General features: G+C 62.0%; 14 protein-coding genes. 6 read left to right on the top strand and 8 right to left on the bottom strand.

Annotation, left to right across the window (positions count from 1 at the left end; all coding sequences use genetic code 11):
- Positions 1-123 precede the first annotated feature (123 nt).
- Entirely contained in the window at positions 124-1,695 is a 1,572-nt protein-coding gene (locus GSVR_RS08400; protein WP_173199119.1) for an alkaline phosphatase, read from the bottom strand.
- Between the two features lie 354 nt (positions 1,696-2,049).
- On the opposite strand from GSVR_RS08400, the gene GSVR_RS08395 reads away from it, so the two are divergent.
- Both GSVR_RS08395 and GSVR_RS08390 read left to right on the top strand, forming a co-directional pair.
- Positions 2,050-2,919 (top strand): diacylglycerol kinase family protein, encoded by an 870-nt coding sequence (locus tag GSVR_RS08395; protein ID WP_173199121.1) that lies wholly within the window; start codon positions 2,050-2,052, stop codon positions 2,917-2,919.
- A 21-nt stretch (positions 2,920-2,940) separates the two neighbouring features.
- Positions 2,941-5,109: a hypothetical protein gene (locus tag GSVR_RS08390; RefSeq protein WP_239077490.1), complete on the top strand. Its 2,169-nt coding sequence runs from the start codon at positions 2,941-2,943 to the stop codon at positions 5,107-5,109.
- Here GSVR_RS08390 and GSVR_RS08385 read toward each other — a convergent pair.
- The 6 genes from GSVR_RS08385 to GSVR_RS08360 all read right to left on the bottom strand — a co-directional run bounded on the left by GSVR_RS08385 (position 5,102) and on the right by GSVR_RS08360 (position 12,420).
- Complete coding sequence (locus tag GSVR_RS08385; RefSeq protein ID WP_173199123.1) at positions 5,102-6,169, bottom strand: alpha/beta hydrolase; 1,068 nt, start codon at positions 6,167-6,169, stop codon at positions 5,102-5,104. The two genes, GSVR_RS08390 and GSVR_RS08385, sit on opposite strands and share 8 nt — an antisense overlap.
- A gap of 146 nt (positions 6,170-6,315) precedes the next feature.
- Entirely contained in the window at positions 6,316-6,756 is a 441-nt protein-coding gene (locus GSVR_RS08380; protein ID WP_173199125.1) for a DUF2062 domain-containing protein, read from the bottom strand.
- Between the two features lie 28 nt (positions 6,757-6,784).
- Positions 6,785-7,717 (bottom strand): zinc dependent phospholipase C family protein, encoded by a 933-nt coding sequence (locus GSVR_RS08375; RefSeq protein WP_173199127.1) that lies wholly within the window; start codon positions 7,715-7,717, stop codon positions 6,785-6,787.
- A 3-nt stretch (positions 7,718-7,720) separates the two neighbouring features.
- Positions 7,721-8,770: a prolipoprotein diacylglyceryl transferase family protein gene (locus GSVR_RS08370; RefSeq protein WP_173199128.1), complete on the bottom strand. Its 1,050-nt coding sequence runs from the start codon at positions 8,768-8,770 to the stop codon at positions 7,721-7,723.
- A 229-nt stretch (positions 8,771-8,999) separates the two neighbouring features.
- Positions 9,000-10,004 (bottom strand): phosphatidylserine decarboxylase, encoded by a 1,005-nt coding sequence (locus GSVR_RS08365; RefSeq protein ID WP_305040946.1) that lies wholly within the window; start codon positions 10,002-10,004, stop codon positions 9,000-9,002.
- Complete coding sequence (locus GSVR_RS08360; RefSeq protein WP_173199130.1) at positions 9,973-12,420, bottom strand: hypothetical protein; 2,448 nt, start codon at positions 12,418-12,420, stop codon at positions 9,973-9,975. The genes GSVR_RS08365 and GSVR_RS08360 overlap by 32 nt, the downstream gene beginning before the upstream one ends.
- Positions 12,421-12,902: 482 nt before the next feature.
- On the opposite strand from GSVR_RS08360, the gene GSVR_RS08355 reads away from it, so the two are divergent.
- The 4 genes from GSVR_RS08355 (at position 12,903) to GSVR_RS08340 (ending at position 18,624) form a co-directional block, all read left to right on the top strand.
- Positions 12,903-15,338 carry a glycosyltransferase gene (locus tag GSVR_RS08355; RefSeq protein WP_173199132.1) on the top strand — a complete coding sequence of 812 codons (2,436 nt, stop codon included), beginning with the start codon at positions 12,903-12,905 and terminating at the stop codon, positions 15,336-15,338.
- 99 nt (positions 15,339-15,437) lie between these two features.
- Entirely contained in the window at positions 15,438-15,617 is a 180-nt protein-coding gene (locus GSVR_RS08350; protein ID WP_173199134.1) for an SAP domain-containing protein, read from the top strand.
- The gene (gene ppk1, locus GSVR_RS08345; protein ID WP_239077489.1) at positions 15,608-17,794 is read left to right on the top strand and encodes a polyphosphate kinase 1; all 2,187 of its coding nucleotides are present in this window, start codon (positions 15,608-15,610) and stop codon (positions 17,792-17,794) included. The genes GSVR_RS08350 and ppk1 overlap by 10 nt, the downstream gene beginning before the upstream one ends.
- 116 nt (positions 17,795-17,910) lie before the next feature.
- Complete coding sequence (locus tag GSVR_RS08340; protein ID WP_173199138.1) at positions 17,911-18,624, top strand: phosphatase PAP2 family protein; 714 nt, start codon at positions 17,911-17,913, stop codon at positions 18,622-18,624.
- A gap of 45 nt (positions 18,625-18,669) precedes the next feature.
- On the opposite strand, the gene GSVR_RS08335 is transcribed toward GSVR_RS08340, so the two are convergent.
- Complete coding sequence (locus GSVR_RS08335) at positions 18,670-19,185, bottom strand: hypothetical protein (protein ID WP_173199140.1); 516 nt, start codon at positions 19,183-19,185, stop codon at positions 18,670-18,672.
- Positions 19,186-19,379: the final 194 nt, after the last annotated feature.

Here is a 19,379-nt window from a genome sequence, read left to right as displayed (position 1 = left end):
CCCCCTCCCAATGTGAGAGGGAACGGAATGCCCTCTCCCTTTGGGAGAGGGATAGGGTGAGGGTTGCTACGCCGCACAAGGCGGTTGACGAGGACGCGGCGAGATGCCCGTTTCAACAATCTTTCAGGCGATATGCAGCTTTGCGTGACGCTGCCACTCCTCACGGGAGGAAACCCTCAGGAACGGGGCGGCCTGCTCCGGGGTCATGGCGGGATTGCGGTGGCTGATCCCGAAATAGCGGCACATAGCCTGAAACAGGTCGGTGTTGTCCACCAGCCCCTCCAGTTTCATCTCCCTGGCACGGTGGCCGTAGGCCAGCACGAGCTGTTCCTCGGCGGTATGATTGCACGAGGTGAAACCGACGTTGCCCCGCCGCACGGCCGGCTGCAGCACCCCCTTGACGCGCCTCTCAGGGGCGTTGTGGGAGAGTATCCTCCCCAGGGTCGCATCGGGCTGGTAGATGAAATCGCCGGGATAGGGGGCGTAGTCGGCACTTATGGCGTCAACGAGCAGGGCGGCCTCCTCCGGGCTGATGGCACGCCCGGTATACTCTTGCACCAGTTCCCTGATTTCCGTTGCTCCCCTGCCCTTCATCTTTTTAATGATGACCTCGAAGGAGGCCTTTGCGCTGCCGTAGGAATGCAGCGCCGCAGTAGCATCGTTGTAATCGACACCGGTGCCGTTGATGCCCCACCCGGAATTGCCGTGATCCGAGGTGACTATCACCAGAGTCTTCGGATTGGCGGCCAGATACAGTTCGATCACCGCCAGCGTGTCGTCCAGCTCAAGAGTATCCGTAATCGCCCCCCAGGCGTCGTTGGAATGGTTGGCGTGATCGATCCGCCCGGCCTCCACCTGCAGGATGAAACCCTGCGGATTGCTCGACAGGCGCGCCAGGGCGGCAGCGGTCATTTCCGGCAGGCTCGGCTGCCGCTCACGCAGGGAGGCATCGTTGTGCCGGTCCACGGCATATGCCAGGTGCGAGGGGGCGAAGATCCCCATCAACGGCCGGGTATCGTCGGCCGTGCGCAGCGCGCCGCGCTCCCTGACCACCTCGAACCCCGCCTTTGAAAATTCCCCGAACAGGTCTCTTTTGTCGCTCCGTTTGGCGGCATCGAAATGGACTGCACCGCCGCCCAGGAGCACATCGGGACGGAACGCAAGCAGATCCAGGGCAATGGCATCCTCCAGGTCGCGATGCATCTGGTGAGAGACCCAGGCTGCCGGCGTGGCATGCGTCACCCGCGTGGTGGTCACCAGCCCGCAGCCGTAGCCCCGTTCCCTGAGCAGTTCCATGATCGTCGTAAGCGGGCGCCCGTCCGGAAGCACCGACAACAGACGATTCGTCGTCTTGACACCCGTGGCCCAGGCAGCCGAGGCCGGGGCGGAGTCGGTTACGATGCCGGATAGGCTGGCCGTGCCCATCAATCCCACGGAAGAGCCTGGATTACGCAAGCGGGCATAGAGATTGGAGTCGCGATGACCGAAGACGCCGGTCCGGATCTCGTGCATGGCGCGCGTGACGCCAAGCGGCATGCCGTCGCCGACCACCATGATCAATCCCTGTCCCCTGGCTGGCTCGAACGACGGCAGAAGCGCTGCCTGGCTCCTGCCGGGCAGCAGTGCGGCGAGCGCCCCCGCACCGATCAGCTTGATCAGATCGCGGCGGCTGATGCCGCTGGTTGAAGTATCCATCCATTTACCTTTCACGGTTGCTGACGTACTACCTGATGCCCTACCACATCAATGTGACAGGCGGGTTATCTCCGGGTAAAAATCTCGAAAACTTTCGTGCGGGCTTTCCTTCGCGCAAAATGTCACCAGATCGTTGCCCGTTCGCCACCCGCACCTGACAATCCTGTGATAAAAGTCACCCGAATCCGCGACGCCGCCATGTCTCTGCTTGCCGGGAAGGTCTTGCCTCGACTTTCCCCGGCACGAACGCTTCTGCCGGGGACACGCGAAAAAACTGCTGCGCACAGACAGCAGTGTGTTCCCCCGGCTCTTGCCGGCACTCCGACATGGAGGCGTCACGGATTCAGGATCGACATGACAACCAGCCATCTCTTCATCAATCCGCTGTCCGGCCGCCACAGGCGGCGAAGCGTTTCGGACCTCGTCAGCCGCCTGGCCCGGGCCGGCCTGCACCCGCAGGTGCATTCCGTGACCACCCCCGCCGATGTGCTCGGCCGCTGCCGTGCCATCAACCAGGGTCCGGCGTCGCCGCTGGTGATTGTAGCGGCAGGGGACGGCACGGTCAATGCGGTGGTCAACGGCCTGCTGCCGGAGACGGCGACGCTGGCGGTTCTGCCGCTGGGCACCTCGAACGTGCTGGCCGCGGAATTGGGTATTGCCTCCGTGGAAGAGGGCATCGCCAGAATCGTTGCCGGCAGGACACGCCCCTTTCCGGTCGGGCTCCTGCACCTGGAGGAGAGCAGCCACCGCTTCGTGCTGATGGCCGGCATCGGCCTGGACGCATCGGTGGTGCGCGATGTCTGGCCGCTCGGCAAGCGGCTGCTGAAGCAGGGAGCCTATGCCATCTCGGCACTGCTGAGTACTCTGACATGGGATAAGAGCCTGATCGCCGTGCATGCCGGCGGGGCAACCAGGAGCTGCCACAGCGTCATTGTCTGCAGCGCCTCCCGCTATGGAGGGGACTTCATTCTTGCGCCCGAAGGATGCCTGTTTTCCCCGGACCTGACCGCCATCTGCATCGACAAGCACCATCGCAGGACGTATCTGCGCCTGGCATTCGAGCTGTTGAGCGGCCGGGCCAGGACGAGCCGCGAGATCTTCCGCATGCCGGCCGACGGCATCGAGATTACGGGCATCAAACCGGTTCAACTGGATGGTGATTTTGTCGGCTATACCCCGGCGCGGATCACAATGGTGCCCGATTTTGCCAGGATCATCGTCTAGCCGTACAACGGGATGCTCTTGATGCGATCGCTGCGGCCTCTGGTGCTGGTGCTGGTGATGCTCTGCGTCCCGGCCGCTCCTGCCCTGGCACAACCGCTCTCCATCTCGGTCGATGCCCCCCAAGCCCTACTCTGCAACAGCGTCGCCAGGCAGGCCATCGACGATACACTGGCCTTGCTGCGCCGCTCTTTTCCGGAAGCATCCATCTCCCTGAATGGGCGGCAGGCAACGGTCCGTCTGCTGCTCCCTGCTGTCGCCTCCTCGCCCGACACCCGCATACCCGCCCCTTCCGTGCGCCCGTACCTGTGCACCGCGGTTCCTAATCCCGCCTATCGCTGGCGCTCGATCAGGCAGGGGAAGGCTATCGTTCTTCGCCTGCAGGCGGCGAATCCCGAAGGAGTCGCCGCCGGACTGTACGGCCTGCTGCAGGAAAAGCTGGGGTTCCGCTTCCACCATCCCCGGGAGAGCGTCATCCCCGCACACAGGGCCTGGCCGTTGCCCGCCCGTTTCCGGTTTTCCGGCACACCGCGTTTCGAAAAGCGCGGCTTTCATCTCCACACCCTGCATCCGATCGAACTGACCGACCAGCTTCATGACCCTGAGATACCCGGCGCCTTCGAGGAGGTCAGGGCATACCTGGACTGGCTGGCCCGCAATGGCCAGAACACCTTTCAGTTCTTCCTCCTGCGGGGCATCGACCGCACCACCTGGCCCGGCCATGCCCGCCGGATCGTGGAGTACGCCCACAGCCGCGGCATCCGCTGCGGCGTGGAGATATCCCTGGCCATGCTGCAGCAGCAGGCCTTTCAGGCCATCACCCTGTTGCGCCCTTACCCCTCATACCTGCGGCAGGTAGATGAGACGCTGGCGTGGCTGTTTCAGGCCCCTTGGGACTATCTCAGCCTCGAGGTGACCATGGGAGAGCACCTGCCGGTACTGGACAGCCTGTTGCCCGAGCTGCAGATGCATATCGAACGAGAGGTGGCTAAACGCTACGGCGCCCGCCTGCTCTATGCCACCCACGTCATCCGCTCCGGCAACGAAGATGCGGTGCGGGGTCCCCGCCTGCGTGACAGCGGGATCATGATCCACACCGTGATGTGCTATTCCGCCTCCGAAGCCAGGGCTCCGGTCTATGGAAACGACAACCAGCGCTTCATGCTCGAGGCTTCCGAACGGGAAAACCGGCGCCGCGAAACCTGGTTCTGGCCCGAATCATCCTACTGGGTCGGCTTCGACAGTTCGGTGCCACTGCTCCTGTTGCCCTACCTGCAGGCCCGCTGGGACGACATCGGCACCATGAGCCGGATCGGCCTGAGCGGCCATCTGACCTTCAGCTCGGGTTGGGAGTGGGGCTACTGGCTGGTGGATTGGAGTATTGCCCGCTGGAGCTGGCGCTTCGACGACAACGGCCGGAAGCGGGACGATGTGCCGCTCTCCCGGCTGAACGAACTGCTGCCCGATCCGAAGCTGATGCGCCTGTGGCAGGCCGCTCTGGAGCTCCAGAACCGCTACCTGAAGGAACGGGAACTGCTGCGCTACCTGTCGGCGCTGACCCCCTTTTCGGAGCTGCCCTTCCCGTTCAACAAACCCTTTCAACCCGAGCCCCCGTTCCGCTATGCGCAACTCCTGGACAACAAAAATCCGGAAGAAGAAGCCATGGTCGTCCGGGGCACGATCAGGGACCTGGAGAGCTATGCCGACCGCATGGCAACCGTGACCGAACGGCTGGAATCCCAGCTCAGAAGCCTGCAGGCCCAGGGCGCACTGGAACTCGAAAGGGCCAACCTGGCGGGCGAACTGCTGCGCGGGCTGCAGATCACCGGGCTGCGCGCCCGCCACCGCGCCCTTACCCTGCGCGCCCTGCTCGCCAAACGCAAGGAGCACGCCGGACAGCTGCCGCATGCCCTGCTGTCGGAGCCGCTGCTGGACCGGGCCGTCCTGGTGAGGGCGCAGGCCCTGTCACTGGTAAGGAACCAGGAGAGGATCTACCGCTACCCGCTGGAGCGGATCGGCCGTAAGCATGCGAACCTGACCGCCTATCACTTCGGCTATCTCTATCCGGTCTCGAATCTGTTCTTTTGGGAGCGGGAGGAACAGCAGGTGCGCCGGGAGCGCTTTGACGCCTTCTTCATGAACCTGTGGGATGTGAGGAGGACATTGGGGTTGGAGAGTCTGTTGTTCAGGTGATAGTGGTCATGCGCTGACGCCGTGGCCGGCAATGCGCCGATTGCAAGTTCCTGGCCCGTGCCACCACATGCCGGATCACCTCCACCACGGTCAGGGCGTGCTCGCGCCGGGTGACCAGGGTGACATGGTCGGCTCCCCTGACCGCCACGTGGACGCTGTCGGAGGACAGGGCAGCCAGCTCCCCTTGCAGTTCCGGCTGACCGGGCAGAACATCCTTGGCCGCCGTGATCACGGCCAGCGGTATCGTGCGCAGGCGCTTGGCGGCACGGACTTCGCCGCAGATCGTATCCCAGGCTAGGGATTCGTCACGGGTCGTTGTGAGGTGGCCATAGTCGGAGAGAAAGGCCTGGGCCTCCGCGGCCTGCCGTACGGGCAGACCGTCGGCCCAGGCGCCCAGAAGGCCGGCCAGGCGGACATATCCAAGCCTTGTCAGGAGCGGGATCGCCTTCAGGAACCGGAAACCGGTGCGCATGTGGCAGCAGATCGCAGCACTGCGCAGGTGCTGGTCAGGGTGAACCGCATCCAGCAGCACCATCCCGGCCACCTCGTTGGGAAACAGGTCTGCAAATACCCGCGCAAAAAGGCCTCCCATGGAATGGCCGACCATGATGTACGGCGGAGGAACACTGCTGCGGCAAAGGAGCCCGTGCAGCCGCCGCGCGGCCAGGGAAGCCGATTTCGGAGAGCTGTCCGACCCGCTCCAGCCGAGGCCAGCCCGGTCGTAGGCTACCACCGTGGTGAACCTGGCTACCTCCGGCCGAATCCAGCCCCAGGCGGCGGACATCCCCCCCAGTCCGGTTTCCAGCACCACCGCCGGGGCTCCGCGACCGGCGATCTGCACATGCAGCCGGCATCCTTCGACATCGAGCAGCCGGCCGGGAGGGGGATGATCGAGCCGGTCCGCCCTGGCAGCAACGGCCTGATAAATACAGCCGATTCCGGCCAGGCAGGGCAGTGCGGCCGCACATAACCGGGAGGTACTGGCCCCGAAAGAAAAACCGTACTCATGCCGAAACTCATAGGCCGGTTCCCCGGAGCACAATAAAGAAGCAGCCCCCATGGACACCTCCGCAACACACGCCTCCCCTGTCGGTCAGGGATGCGGGACACTCTCTTTTGCCAAATAAGGCCCGGTCCTTCGACCGGCTGTCCATGAGAGTGTACCAGATGTTGCGGAATATTCCGGCCGTGCGCAGATCTTGTCTATCAGGCGTTCCTTCTCTTCAGCACCGCCAGGAGCGGCGGATACAGGCAGGCCGACAGGGGTACGGCGGTTACGAACCAGGCAGCCACGGCTTTCACGGCAACCCAGGCAAGCAGATGGAGGCCGGCTGACGGCCGACCGGCCAGCAGCGCAGGAAACAGGTTTTCCGGGATCCGTGGCCCCCAGGGGAAAAACCGTTCTCCCAGCAGGCAAAAAGGCACGAACAGCGCGATCTGCAGCGGATAGAGCAGGTAGTTGACCGCCTGCAGCACACAATGATTGAGCCGCAAACGCTGGCCGATTCCCATGCACAGAAGCGTTGCTCCCCACAGCACGGGCAGAACGCCCACGGCAAGACCGATGCACAGCGTCAGGGCAAGCTTGTCCGGGGTGAGCCCGCCCCGCAGGGCATCCTTCAGACGCTTCAGGGATCCGGAAAACATGCTTCCCGCTCCCCTCGCACCGCTATTCTCATTCCCAGAATGCCAGCCGGCCATGCTCATCCAGCCCGGTATCCAGATGCCAGTTGGCAATTCTTCCGGAACAATCGCCACCTCCCGAAACTCCCCGTTCCATCACCTTCCACAGATCAACCACATTGGCGACCGCCCGGTCGAAGATCCGGTCATAATGCAGGTACAGCGGCCTGGCCAGGGGAACCTCCAGTTCCTCGACATACTGCCGGTCAACGGCGGCAGAGGGGGGATAGGCGAGACCCATTGTGTCAGCAATGTTCTCCGCCAGCGGAAACAGGCGCGACGTCCCCGCGGCACTCCTGTCGGCCCTGGTGACGAAGGCCCGATGCCATGCGTCCGGGTCGGGAGGGCTCTCGGTAGACTGCTGCGGGTGCACTGCGGTCAGCATGCCGCTCCACAACCCGGCCACATCGCGGTCCAGATGCCGATGATCGCCCGGCGCGCAGCAGGCGGTCACCTGCCGGGCAAAGCGGTCCGACTCGCCGATCTCTCCCCAGTCCATCCTGTTGAAGATATAACTGTCCTGGTTCATTTCGCAGATGCGATGCTGGCGCTGGTTCTCCGCATATACCCCCACCTTGGCCTGAACCACCGGGTGAATCGTCGCATCGGTCGCCACGTGGGCCGCATACCCGAGCAGCCAGGACAAGAGCTTGTCCCGTTTTTCTCCCGTGTGAGCGGCAACCACGGCCATGCCGCACAGGATCATCTCTCCGGCGCCGCTGCAATGCATGGCATCGGCCCATCGCACAGCTTCCGTTTCCCGCGCCAGATTGGGATAGTCGGGACTCACCGCACCCAGGGCACAATAACTGAAATACCTTCGGACAATATCCGGGAGTTGCGAGTCCGGCGGGAATAAGGGGCCTGTACCGGCAGACCGCACGATCTCGTACAGCAGGGTGATATGGGCGTACGGTCCGGACATGCTTCAGACCCGGTCCCGATGCACATGGAAGGTCAGGATGGCGCCGGTCACCGTACTGCGCCCGGTGTACAGGAAGATTACCAGCCAGATCGACTGCAGAAAGAGGAGCACTGCCGGACTCCAGAGACTCTCAAGGCCCTCGGCCATGTCCGGAGGCAGAAGCGGCTCACTGCCGAGCAGACAGGCGGCAGCAATGGCATACAGTACGCCGATCAGCCCCATGATCTGGTAAGCCGAGATCTTTCCCCCTCCCCGGTAGTCGGCCCGGAAGAATTCCGAACAGGAGCGCCAGCCCTGGGTCACGATGGTGGCGGTCAGAAAAGCCGCGCTGTAATAAGACGCCAGGTAAAGACCGGTGGCCAGGAGGCCGCACGCACTGTACAGCACAGCCGTGACGGCCTGGATGGGGATAACTTCGGTCGCCTCCATATCGTCGGCATAGGCAATTTTTTTGGTGGAACCGGAGAAGATGAAGCAGCGACCGGTAAACAGCCGGCGCAGCCAGCCGGAGGTGGCAGCCAGCGGCTTACCGTAACAGCAGCCGAAACTGATGCAGGCCAGCCGTCCCAGCCCTTCGCCGAAGGCATAGGCAATGGCGATGGCGGCATAGGCCGCCATGACCGGAATCTGAAAGAAGAACCGGTTGCCTGCCGTGCGATTGACCAGCTCAATCGCGAGAGGGGTAACGAGGATGCCCACGAAAACCGCCCCTCCGACCGTAAAGGTATGGGCCTTCTTCTCCACCAAGCGGGCCACCAGCCGCGATGCCGGAACGCAGCAGGCCAGAAGGGCGACCGCCAGGAGCGCGATACCCAGCGGTGGAACTCCCACCGCTCCCAACAGCACCAGCAGCACTGTCACCGCGACCAGGTAGGCATTGGCGGTCAGCAGGCCGTACCAGGTAAAGTTGATGCCCTGCCAGCTCCCCTGTTCCTGTCTGGCCGCCGGTACTGCTGCAAAAATCTGCCACTGCTCGGCAGGCAGGCAGCGGAAGCCCCACCACAGGTAGAGGACGATCAGCAGGGTGAAGAGCGTTAAAATGGTTGTGGTCATGCTTGCTCCGATCCTGAGCTGCGAATCTGAATCTGTAAAATCTGAACATCTGCCACGGAGACACAGAGACACGGAGAAAATCACACTGCAATTGGAACGCGGAACCAGCAGAAAAGGCGGATAACTTCAGATAGGGGGTTGACGTAATCCTGCTTTTTCCGGTTTCTTCCGATTTTTCAGTGTGCCATGCATTATGTTTTTTGGTTTTCTCTGTGTCTCTGTGGCAGATTTAAGTTTTCGTAGGCCCCACCCTCGTTGCGATCAGGGACCTAACCCTGATGTCCGTTTCCACCAGCGGCCGTCCGAAGCCATGACTGAAGCGGCTTGAAACCCCCTGCCTGCGCATGTTTTCCAGAATATCGGCGGAAAATTTCACGCGCCCTGCCTGGAAAACGAGGATATCGGTGCTGCTGCCGGGACGGTAGAGGCTCTTGGGCTGCCCCTTGTGCAGGAACATGCCGGTCTCGATCTGGCGCGGGTCTTCGTAATTCCGGCTGCTGTAAGCCTGAACGATATCGCCGATCATCAGGGCCACCACCTCGATCATCGCCACCAGCCCCACGCCGGTGCCCCCCGACACATCCGTATCAATGATCGTCACTACCCGCTTGTTCTTCGAATAGGGTGTGGCCATGCTGACCACGGCGTCAGGATTGCAGGAGTGGTACTCGCCGTCGATGGCGTAGAAATCGATCACCCGTCCGGCAACCGGGGTGTGGTTGTAGTGGTATTTGTCCGGAGTCAGGCGGAAAACGGCGAAATCCCCGCCGCTGAAGGCCCTGTGCCACGGGGTCGGCATCGCCCCGAACAGCTCCGTAAAACAGAAGAACTTCTCCTTGAGCACGATCAGGGAGGTGTCATTGAACGACCCGACCAGCACCCGGGCATCGGCCGGGGACAAGACCGCCGCGGGGTCGTCGGGCATCGGACGGCAGGCGGCATAGCGGATGCGGCGCTCGAATACCTTGCGGGGGGTGTCGAGCGTTTCCGGAGCATCGAGACACTCGGACAGGTCGATGCCGCAGGAAGCCGGAAAACTGCTCCGGGCCAGGATCGGGCGGTCGAAGTTGAGCATGCCCAGGATCTGCGACGACCGGCCGCTGGTCAAAAGCCGGAACAGCGCGGCGTTGTTCTCGCGGACGCCGTGGTAGAGCAGCCGGACCATCCGGTCGCCGAAAAGCCGCTCGTTGACGATCCTGCCGCTATCCCGCTCGATGTATTGATGCTGCATCATCGTACCTCGCCTCCCCCTGTTCCGTGTGATTATCCGTCAGTTCGTCATGATGGACCGTGATCAGGAACAGGTTCATCAGCCGCTGCAGCGTTTCCCGATCCGGATGCTCCCCCAGCATGGCTTCCCGGCCCTGTTCCAGCAACGCCTCGGCCGACGCTCCCCGCAGGAGGTGCCGCAGGGCCACGCGCACCGGCTCGGGCAACCCCTCCCCTTCCCGGTCCATCTGGCGGCAGGAATCGGCCAGAAAATCGAAGGCCTCCTCCATGTGCCGCTGTCGCAGAGTGCCGCGGTAGTAGTTTTCCGCCGCAAGGTTGAAGTCGCGGGCACGCGCATCCAGCGGAGCAGAAGCGCCGCACTCCCTGAGGATGCCGTTGGTCAGGCGAGCGGCCGCAGTGGCGTGCTGCGGGCTGTCGAGCCGCCGCTCCAGATCGGACACGGTATCCTCCAGGTTCAGGAGTTCGATCAGGTCGGCGGCATTCTCCCGGATCAGGGCCAGCAGCGCCTTACGGTAGGCCTGCAGCTCCACCCGCAGGTACCCGGGGTAACGGCGGCTGGGCCGGACACCGGCGGTTCTCCTGAGGATCTCCCGCAGGAAACGGTTGCCGCTGTCCTTGTGCACGAAAAAGGTCGGCAGGTCGATGGCCGCGCCGAAAAAGGGCTGGCGGCGTTCGCTCTCCGTGGAAGGAGTGTCGGGAATATGGGCATGGCTGACGCTGCCGAGCGCCATGAATTTGAATGCCAGCGCTGTAACCAGTGTCTGCAGGTCCGTTGCCCGCCCCATGTCCTCCGCAAAACTCTCGAACAGGCTGTAATGCCGCCCCTCGAACCCGGAAAAACCCATGCGGGCGTATTCGCGCTGCTTGTAGAGCAGGTAGACCGACATCTGCTCGTCGAAAACCCCCATCTCGGCCAGGTCGCGCCGCAGGCGGTCGCTGTTGCCGATCTCGCCGTTCAGGGACGGGCTGCGGTCGGTGGAGAGCAGGCAGACCAGGTAGTCCAGCAACCGGTAATCGGGAACGAAATCCCCCTTGAGGCCGAACAGGCCGCTGGCCAGACTGTCGAGCCACGCCGGTCCGAAGGGGGTCACCGGCTGTCCGCAGACCGAGAGGCTGGCCTTCTTTTTCCAGCGCCGCCAGAGCATGCGCAGATGGGTATAGTCCAGTTCATGGGGCAGGAACCCCAGAGCCTTCTCGGGATGGAAGTCGGTGAAGGAGAGCCGCAGTGGAGCGGCACTGTAGGTGCCGACGAACAGCGGCAAAAAGTGCTCGCTGATCTTGATGGCCAAGTCCCCGAACATCTTTTCGTGGTAGGGAGTGAACCCGGAGGTGGGATCTGCCAGCGCCTGCGACAGCCTGCGGCTGCCGATGCTGATATGGGTGCCGTTGTTGGCCAGGCTGACATTGGAGACGTTCGGCAATACCACCAGGTTGGTAGTGATGATGCCCGCCTCGCGCAGCTTGGCCACGCCGTTGAGCTGGCTGCGGGACAGGACCTGATGGCAGAGCTGCATGTAGCGGTGCTTGGACTCCCCCTGGTCCCAGCCCGACAGGCAGGGGCTCATGAACAGTTCACGGTAGAAACTGTCCGACACCAGATCGTTCAGTTCCTTCTGGCGTATCGGGGGATGGGGAGCAAAGTACACCATGGCCTGCTGTCCGCTTTCCTGCAGTCCGAAAGCCTGGTTGGCATAGGTCACCAGCATCTGGGTGAACAGGAAGCGCAGGGCCGTTTCCCGGGCAATGGCGCGTCCCAGCCCCTGTTCGGGCCGCAGGCTCACTACATTGAAGGAAAAGGTTTCCGGGGAGGTGTTGTCGTTCAGATAGTGGTTCATCAGCCGGACGCCGGTCTGCCTGACCGACGGCGGCAGCAGGTCCTGGGAGCCCAGCAGGTCTGCCAGGGCCAGCTTGATCAGGTAGCTGAGCGGCACCCGCAGCAGCGTTTCACCGGCCTGCTCCCGATAAAAGCGACCGACATCGCTGCGCGGACCGGCCGCAGGATTTCGCTTGTCCGCCAGCAGGTCCTGTTCCAGTACCTGCCGGGCAAAGGGGGACAGGCACCGGACCGGGAAACGGACCCAGCTGTTTTCCCAGACGCGGGGGGGATTGTCCGCCAGAAAGTGCTCCAGCTCGGCTATCACCTTGCGGGGGGTCTCACCCGATGCGGCCCGGCGGACGATGTTGGCGAAATAGTTGGACTGCTCGATCACCTGCGGCAGGTCCACCTGCTCCCTGTCCCCCACAACCACGGCCTGCAGCTCGCTCTCCGAGCCCGAGGTCACATCCCCTTTTGAAAAGGGCAGCGTGGCGGCCATGCTTTCGTACGAATCAAAGGAGACCCCTGCACCGGCCAGGGCCTGCTTGACCATGTCGCGCGGGCGCACCTGTTTCCTGAGATCATCCATGCAGTGCAGCGCCATGTCAGGGCACCGCCGTTGGCCGGGACAGGCGGATGGCTTCTGCAAAGGAGCGCCTGAAGAGCCAACCGGCACAGCGGATTGATGGAGTCGGGAAGAAAGTGCTACGGGAAGGTCCGGGGACGATCGAGAGAACAGCCATTTGTCGAACAAGTGCGTGTGAATTCATCGGGATCGAGTATAGGGGGCTTTTTTGTCGGCCGTGTGGGCGTCCTGTAAAAGTTGTGCAACGTTTGACTTCAGGGACCGGGGATCAGGGACCGGGGACCGGGAAAGACTTTTTAAAAGCATTTGATCCACAAACCCACGAAAACCATGAACAACTTCAAATAGCGTTCACAGGTTGTTAGTGTCAGTCGTTTTAATGATTAACAGGTTTTTCCGGTCCCCGGTCCCCGATCCCCAGTCCCCGCCTCTCAAGGATTCACCTAAAAATCACCCGGCATCCACACCGCTGTAACATTGATCTGTTATCACTCCTGGGCATGAACTCATTCAAAGCCGACCTGCACGTCCACTCCAGCCACTCCAATAAACCGACCTACTGGGCCATGCGCAAGTTCAACTGCCCGGAGAGCTACACCTCGCCGCAGTTCCTGTACCGCACGGCCAAGGAACGCGGCATGGATTTCGTCACCATCACCGATCACAACGCCATCAGCGGCGCCCTGGAGATTGCCCACCTGCCGGACACCTTCATCAGTTCCGAGATCACGGCCCACTTTCCCGAAAACGGCTGCAAGGTTCATGTGGTGGTACTGCACATCTCTGAGGCGCAGTTCCGGATGATCCTGGAGCTGCGCAAAAATATCTACGAGATGCTGGCCTATCTGCATGCCGAGGGGATCACACATTTCCTGGCCCACCCGCTCTATGCCCAGAACGAAAAGCTGACCCTGGAGATCATCGAGCGCTCGCTGCTGCTGTTCACTACCTTCGAGGTAAAGAACGGCTGCCGGGCCAGGCGCTTCAATGTCTTCACCAAACGTCTGCTCTCGTCGCTGACGGAGCAGACCATTGCGCGACTGGCTGACAAGTACGATCTGCTCCCCTACGGCGCCCTGCCCTGGTCCAAGGGTATCGTCGGAGGCTCGGACGACCATGGCGGCCTGTTCATCGCCCGCGCCCATACCACCGCCTACGACACGCCGACCGTCGAGGCCTTCATCGAGGCGGTCAGAAACGGCGACAGCTGGGCCGACGGCGAAGATGGCGGCCCGCTGACCATGGCCCACAGCCTGTACGGGATCGCCCACAGCTTCTATCGGGAACGGTTCGGCGAACGTCGCCGCACCTCGACCCCCTTTGTCACCGCCCTGCTGGAACGTTTTTTCAACGTGGGCAGCGAGCGGAGTTCGTTCATCGAAAAGTTCAGGCTGTTCGTCCTCAAGAACCTGCCCCCTTCCCGTGATTACAGCGGTAAAAGCTTCGAGGAGGTGCTGGACCGCGAGGCGCGGCTGCTGCTGAACGACAGTGCTTTCATGGCCGGTATCCGCGACGCCGACAGCAACCGCAAGATCTTTGCGGTCACCAGCAGGCTGGCCAACCGCCTGATCTTCCATTACACCAGGCGGCTGATGGACCTGCCGCTCAATGCCGGCTTTTTCGAATACCTGAACACCCTGGGCACGATCGGGCTGGTGCACGGCATCATATCCCCCTATTACCTGGCCTTTCACCACCAGCACAAGGGCAAGGAACTGATCCGGGACATCGTCCGGGCCCTGCCGGAGCTGAACCGGGGCGAGGAGCGGGAGCGCATCGCCCTGTTCACCGATACCCTGGACGAAATCAACGGCGTGGCCATCACGATCAAGCGCCTGATCCGGACCGCCCGGGACCGCGGGGTGGAATTGACCGTGATCACGGTCGGCACGGAAACGGAAGCGATCGAGGGGGTCAAGCGCTTTGCCGCGGTAGGGGATTTCGTGATCCCCGAGTATCCGGAACTGAAACTCTGCTTTCCGCCGATCCTGGATGTAATGGACTTCATCGAGCGGGAAGGCTTTACCCGCATCCATATCAGCACCCCCGGGACCGTGGGGCTGCTGGGACTCCTGATCGCCCGGCTGATGGATATTCCGGCCGCCGGCACCTACCACACCGACATCCCCCAATACGTACGCAGCCTGACCAATGACGAATTTCTGGAACAGGTGGCCTGGAGCTACATGACCTGGTTCTACAGCCAGATGGAAGAGGTGATGGTGCCATCGTCCGGCACGCGCGAGCAGTTGCTGGCGCGGGGACTTTCGGCCGAACGGCTCAAGCCGCTCCCCCGTTGGGTGGATACCGAGCTCTATTCCCCGGCCATGGGCAATCCCGGTTTCTGGCCCGAGCGGGGTATCCCGTCCGGCACCCGGGTACTGCTGTATGTGGGGCGCGTTTCGCGCGAAAAAGGGCTGGAACTGCTGGTGGAGGCATTCCGGGAGCTGGCGGATTCCGGGGCCGGAGTGGCCCTGGCCATCATCGGAGACGGCCCCTATCGCACCGAGATGGAAAACGCGCTCAAAGGCTATCCGGCCGTGTTTACCGGGTACCTCGACGGCGAGGAGTTGCGCACCGGCTATGCGTCGGCCGATCTGTTCGTCTTTCCCAGCGCCACCGATACATTCGGCAACGTGGTGCTGGAAGCCCAGGCCTCGGGTCTGCCGGTGGTGGTTTCGGACGAGGGGGGACCACGCGAGCTGATGATCGACGGCGAAACCGGCACCGTTTTCCGAGCCAACAGCAAGGACGACCTGATGCGGGCCATGAGGATCTATGCCGGCGCCAGCCGGATCGCGGCGGAACACGGGCAGAATGCCCGTTGCTTCACGCTGGCCAAGGCCCCCGACAGCGCCGTGACCTACGGCACGATCCTCAACACCAAAAACGCGACCATCGCACGGGAATGGCCGGATCTGGCGGCGGCCGCCTGATACCTGTCCCATCCGGATTTTGGTGGCCAAAGGCCGGGAGGCGGCGGAGACAGGCAGTCGTCATACGATCAGCTGAATATTTGTCTCAGGAGGAAACGAATGACGTTCAATCAGATTCGCGCCATAGCGGCGGAACGCGGCATACGGGTGGCAGGCATGAAAAAAACGGAAATGGTACGGGCGATCCAGCTCCAGGAAGGCAATCAGCCCTGCTTCGACAGCGGAAAAGCGGCAGAATGCGGCCAGCCCGGCTGCCTGTGGGTCGCTGCGTGCCGATAAACAGCGAGAAGCCGAACGGCAAGGCCGCTGTCGAAACAAAAACGGGCAGGCCCCGGCCAAACCAGGCATGGCCCCTTCAAGACCTGTTTCTCAACCGGGAGCTGACCTGGCTTTCGTATAACGAGCGGGTGCTCTCCGAGGCAGGAAATCAGGACAATCCGCTACTGGAACGGGTACGATTCCTGACCATTGCCAGCGCCAATCTGGACAACTTCTTCATGAAGCGGATCGGCGGACTGAAGCAGCAGATCTGCGCCGGTGTGCGGGAGCCGTCCGCCGACGGGCTTATGCCGCGCCAGCAACTGACCGGGTGCCTGGCGAAGATCGCTTCCTTCGAGACGCTGCGGGAGAGCTGTTGGCAGGAACTGGCCGCACAGTTGGCGCGGGAGGGGATCGAAATAGTCACGCTCGACTCGCTGTCCCCCCCTACCAGAGCCGAGCTGGGACAACGCTTCAGGGACACCATCTACCCCCTGCTGACTCCCCAGTCCATTGATCCGGCCCACCCTTTTCCGTTCATATCAAACCAGTCGTTGAACCTGCTGGTTTCGCTCCGCTACAACCGCCGCGGCGAGACGACGCTGGCGCGGGTCAAGGTCCCGGTTGCCCCCGACACTCCCCGCCTGGTGCCGTGCGGAGAGGGTAACCGGTACGTGCTGCTGGAGGAACTGGTACGCGGCAACCTGGATCTGCTCTTTCCCGGCATGCAGGTCGCAGACTGCACGCTGTTCAGGGTCATCAGGAACGCCAACAGCGTCAAGAACGCGGAAGAGGCCGACGACCTGGTGGCTGTAATCGAAACGGAACTCAAGGAGCGGCGTTTCGCGCCGATCGTACGCCTTGAGGTGGCCCGGGACATGCCACCTGTGCTGAAAGGAAGGCTGGCTGCCGAACTCGAAATCGATGAGAACTCGGACGTGCACCAGACCGAGGCGATGCTCGGCATGAGCGACCTCAAGGAGCTGCTCCGGCTGGAGATCCCCGCACTCCTGTTCCCGCCCCACCACCCGGTCGATCATGCGCACCTGCAACAGGGGCAGAGCATCTTCCAGGTGATCCGCGATGCGGGTGCATTGCTGCTCCAGCATCCGTTCGAATCGTTTTCGACCTCGGTAGAGCGCTTTTTGCGGGAAGCCGCGGTGGACCCCGATGTGCGGGCCATCAAGATGACCCTCTACCGCACCACCCGCGAGAGCAGCTTCATCGAGGCGCTGGTGCAGGCAGCCCAGAACGGCAAGCAGGTGGCGGTCGTGGTGGAGCTCAAGGCGCGCTTTGACGAGGCTGAAAACATCAGGCTGGCCGAAATGATGAACAGTGCCGGCATCCATGTCAGCTACGGCGTGGTGGGGTTCAAGACCTATTGCAAGGCCATCCTGGTAGTGCGCCAGGACCACGACGGTCTGCGGCGGTACGTGCATGTGGGTACCGGCAACTACCACCCCCTGACGGCCCGCTTCTACTGCGATATCGGGCTGCTCTCCGCCGATGACGCTGTGGGGCAGGATCTGACCGAACTGTTCAACTACCTGACCACCGGCATCAATCCGCGGCGCAGGTACCAGAAACTGCTGGTGGCGCCGCACCGTCTCAAAAAGGTGTTGCTGGAGAAGATCAGGCGCGAAGGGGAACTGCATTCCCGGCTGGGAGGGGGGCTGATCCGCTTCAAAATGAACGCCCTGGAAGACCCGGATATCGTCAAGGCCCTGTACGAAGCATCGGGCCGCGGCGTCAGGATCGAGCTGACCGTCCGGGACAGCTGCCGTCTGCGACCCGGTGTCGAAGGGCTGTCGGACAACATTTCCGTGGTAAGCATTGTGGGGCGGTTCGTGGAGCACTCGCGCATCTACCACTTCCGCAATGGCGGAAAAGACCAGTATTACCTCGGCTCTGCCGATGCCATGAAGAGCAACCTGGAGACCCGCGTGGAGGTGCTCTGCCCGGTGGAGGCGCCCCATCTGCAACGGGAGCTGAACGACCTGCTGGATCTCTGCCGCGATGACAACTGGAGCGCCTGGGATATGAGTTCGGACGGCAGCTACGCCAAGCGCAGGCCGGAGGGGGATGCTGCGGCTGCGGGAAGCCAGCAGTTGTTGGGGGAGCTGGCCCGGGTAAGGGCCGCTGCAAGCACACGATCGAAAAAGAAGAGAAAAGCGGAGCCGGACGGCGCGCAGGCTTGAGCGCGTGAATTTTCTGAAAATGTTTTGTGCCCTTGTGGTAGGGCTTGCCCCCATGTCCATCTCCTCCCGGACATGGGGGATTTTTTTACGGAGAAAATGGATCGTACCCGGAAATAATGGCATACTTGAATAATTCCAACAATGCCGAGGTCGATCAGGTGCCGTCCAAAAATCTTCAGTCAGCCGATAGTCGCGCATACCGATACAATACCATGCTCCTCATCGCCGTGATTCCCGTTGCTCTGGTGACATACTATTGCATCGGACACCTGGATCGCGGCATTTCGCTCCGCATCCAGCACTATCACTCCCTGAACGATGCCTGGAACCGTCACCTGTCCGCAATTCCCGACACCCTGTTCATCTTCACCGTGCTGCTTACAATCGGCGCCTATACGTACTTCAGGCGTCTGATCTCTCGGGGGGTGATCGACACGGTGGCCTTGACGTGGAAGATGCTTGCCATCGCCGCGCCGCTCTCGTTCCTGGTGAAGTCGGTTCTCAAATATGTCTTCGGCAGAATTCCGACGCGGGTCTGGTTGCTGCCTCCCCATGATTACAGTTTTCATTGGCTTGCCGAAGGGGCAAGCCAATCCGGATTCCCTTCCGGCCACATGCTGGTCTTCACGGCTCTGATCGCGATCTGGTGGCGCTCCCATCCCCGCTGCCGTGCGATGTGCTTCCTGGCACTGTCGCTGCTGGCTCTGGCCCTGATTGCGACAAATTATCACTTCCTCAGCGATGTCATCGCAGGGGCTTACATCGGACTCGTGGTCGCAGCCCTTACGTTCCGCATTGCCGGCATGGATGCGGATGCCGGCCGTTTCTGAGGGCAACGACGGTTTTGGCTGTCCGCCAGTTCCAGATCACTCATTTCACCATTCCTCGGTCTTCCCTTTCTCCTCTTCCCTCGGTTGCCCGGTCAGGGCATCGACGGCGAACGTGCTGTGCCAGTCCACTCCTCCACCGCCGCCGGACCGGCCGCCGCCCCCTTCGCTCCCCCGGTAATGGAGTTCAAATACCAGGGTATCGCCCTGATTGAGGGAGACATCCTTGAGTTTTGCGCTGAAGGGGACCACGTCGTTCCTTCGCGACTGCTGCGGGGCAGGAATGGTGGTTGTCCGGGCGCGGACCTTCTGATTGGGGCCGATCAGAAAGATAGTCAGATCGAGCTGATCTATATCGGGGTAACGGGTGTTTTTCATGATTCCGTCGATCGTTGTTCCATTACCCGCCTGGCCGGTCTTCCAGGCCACCTTGTAGTCGTAGGCTGTGTGACGGAACGGGAAGTCCGCAACCGAATACTGCGCCGCAGCGGTACATCCCTGTCCAAGGGGGATGAGCAGGAACAGGGAAACTGCTATCACTGTACGGATCATGCATGTCATCATGGCTGAACTCCTGACGGTAATCTGAAATTCGCAGCCCCTGAATGGCCACTGTATATAATTTTACCACCCGGCTCGTTACGCAAAAGGGGCTCGCGCCGAACCTGCGGCTCACACCCGGCAGGAGCGCCGGAGAAATCGTTGTCAATGCTGTTCCGTCATCACTTTCTGGTATGGATTCCATAATTTTTATATAT

Source organism: Geobacter sp. SVR (assembly GCF_016865365.1).
GTDB lineage: Bacteria > Desulfobacterota > Desulfuromonadia > Geobacterales > Pseudopelobacteraceae > Pelotalea.
The sequence above is the reverse complement of the archived record's forward strand: the minus strand, read 5'-3'. Positions and strand labels throughout refer to the sequence as shown.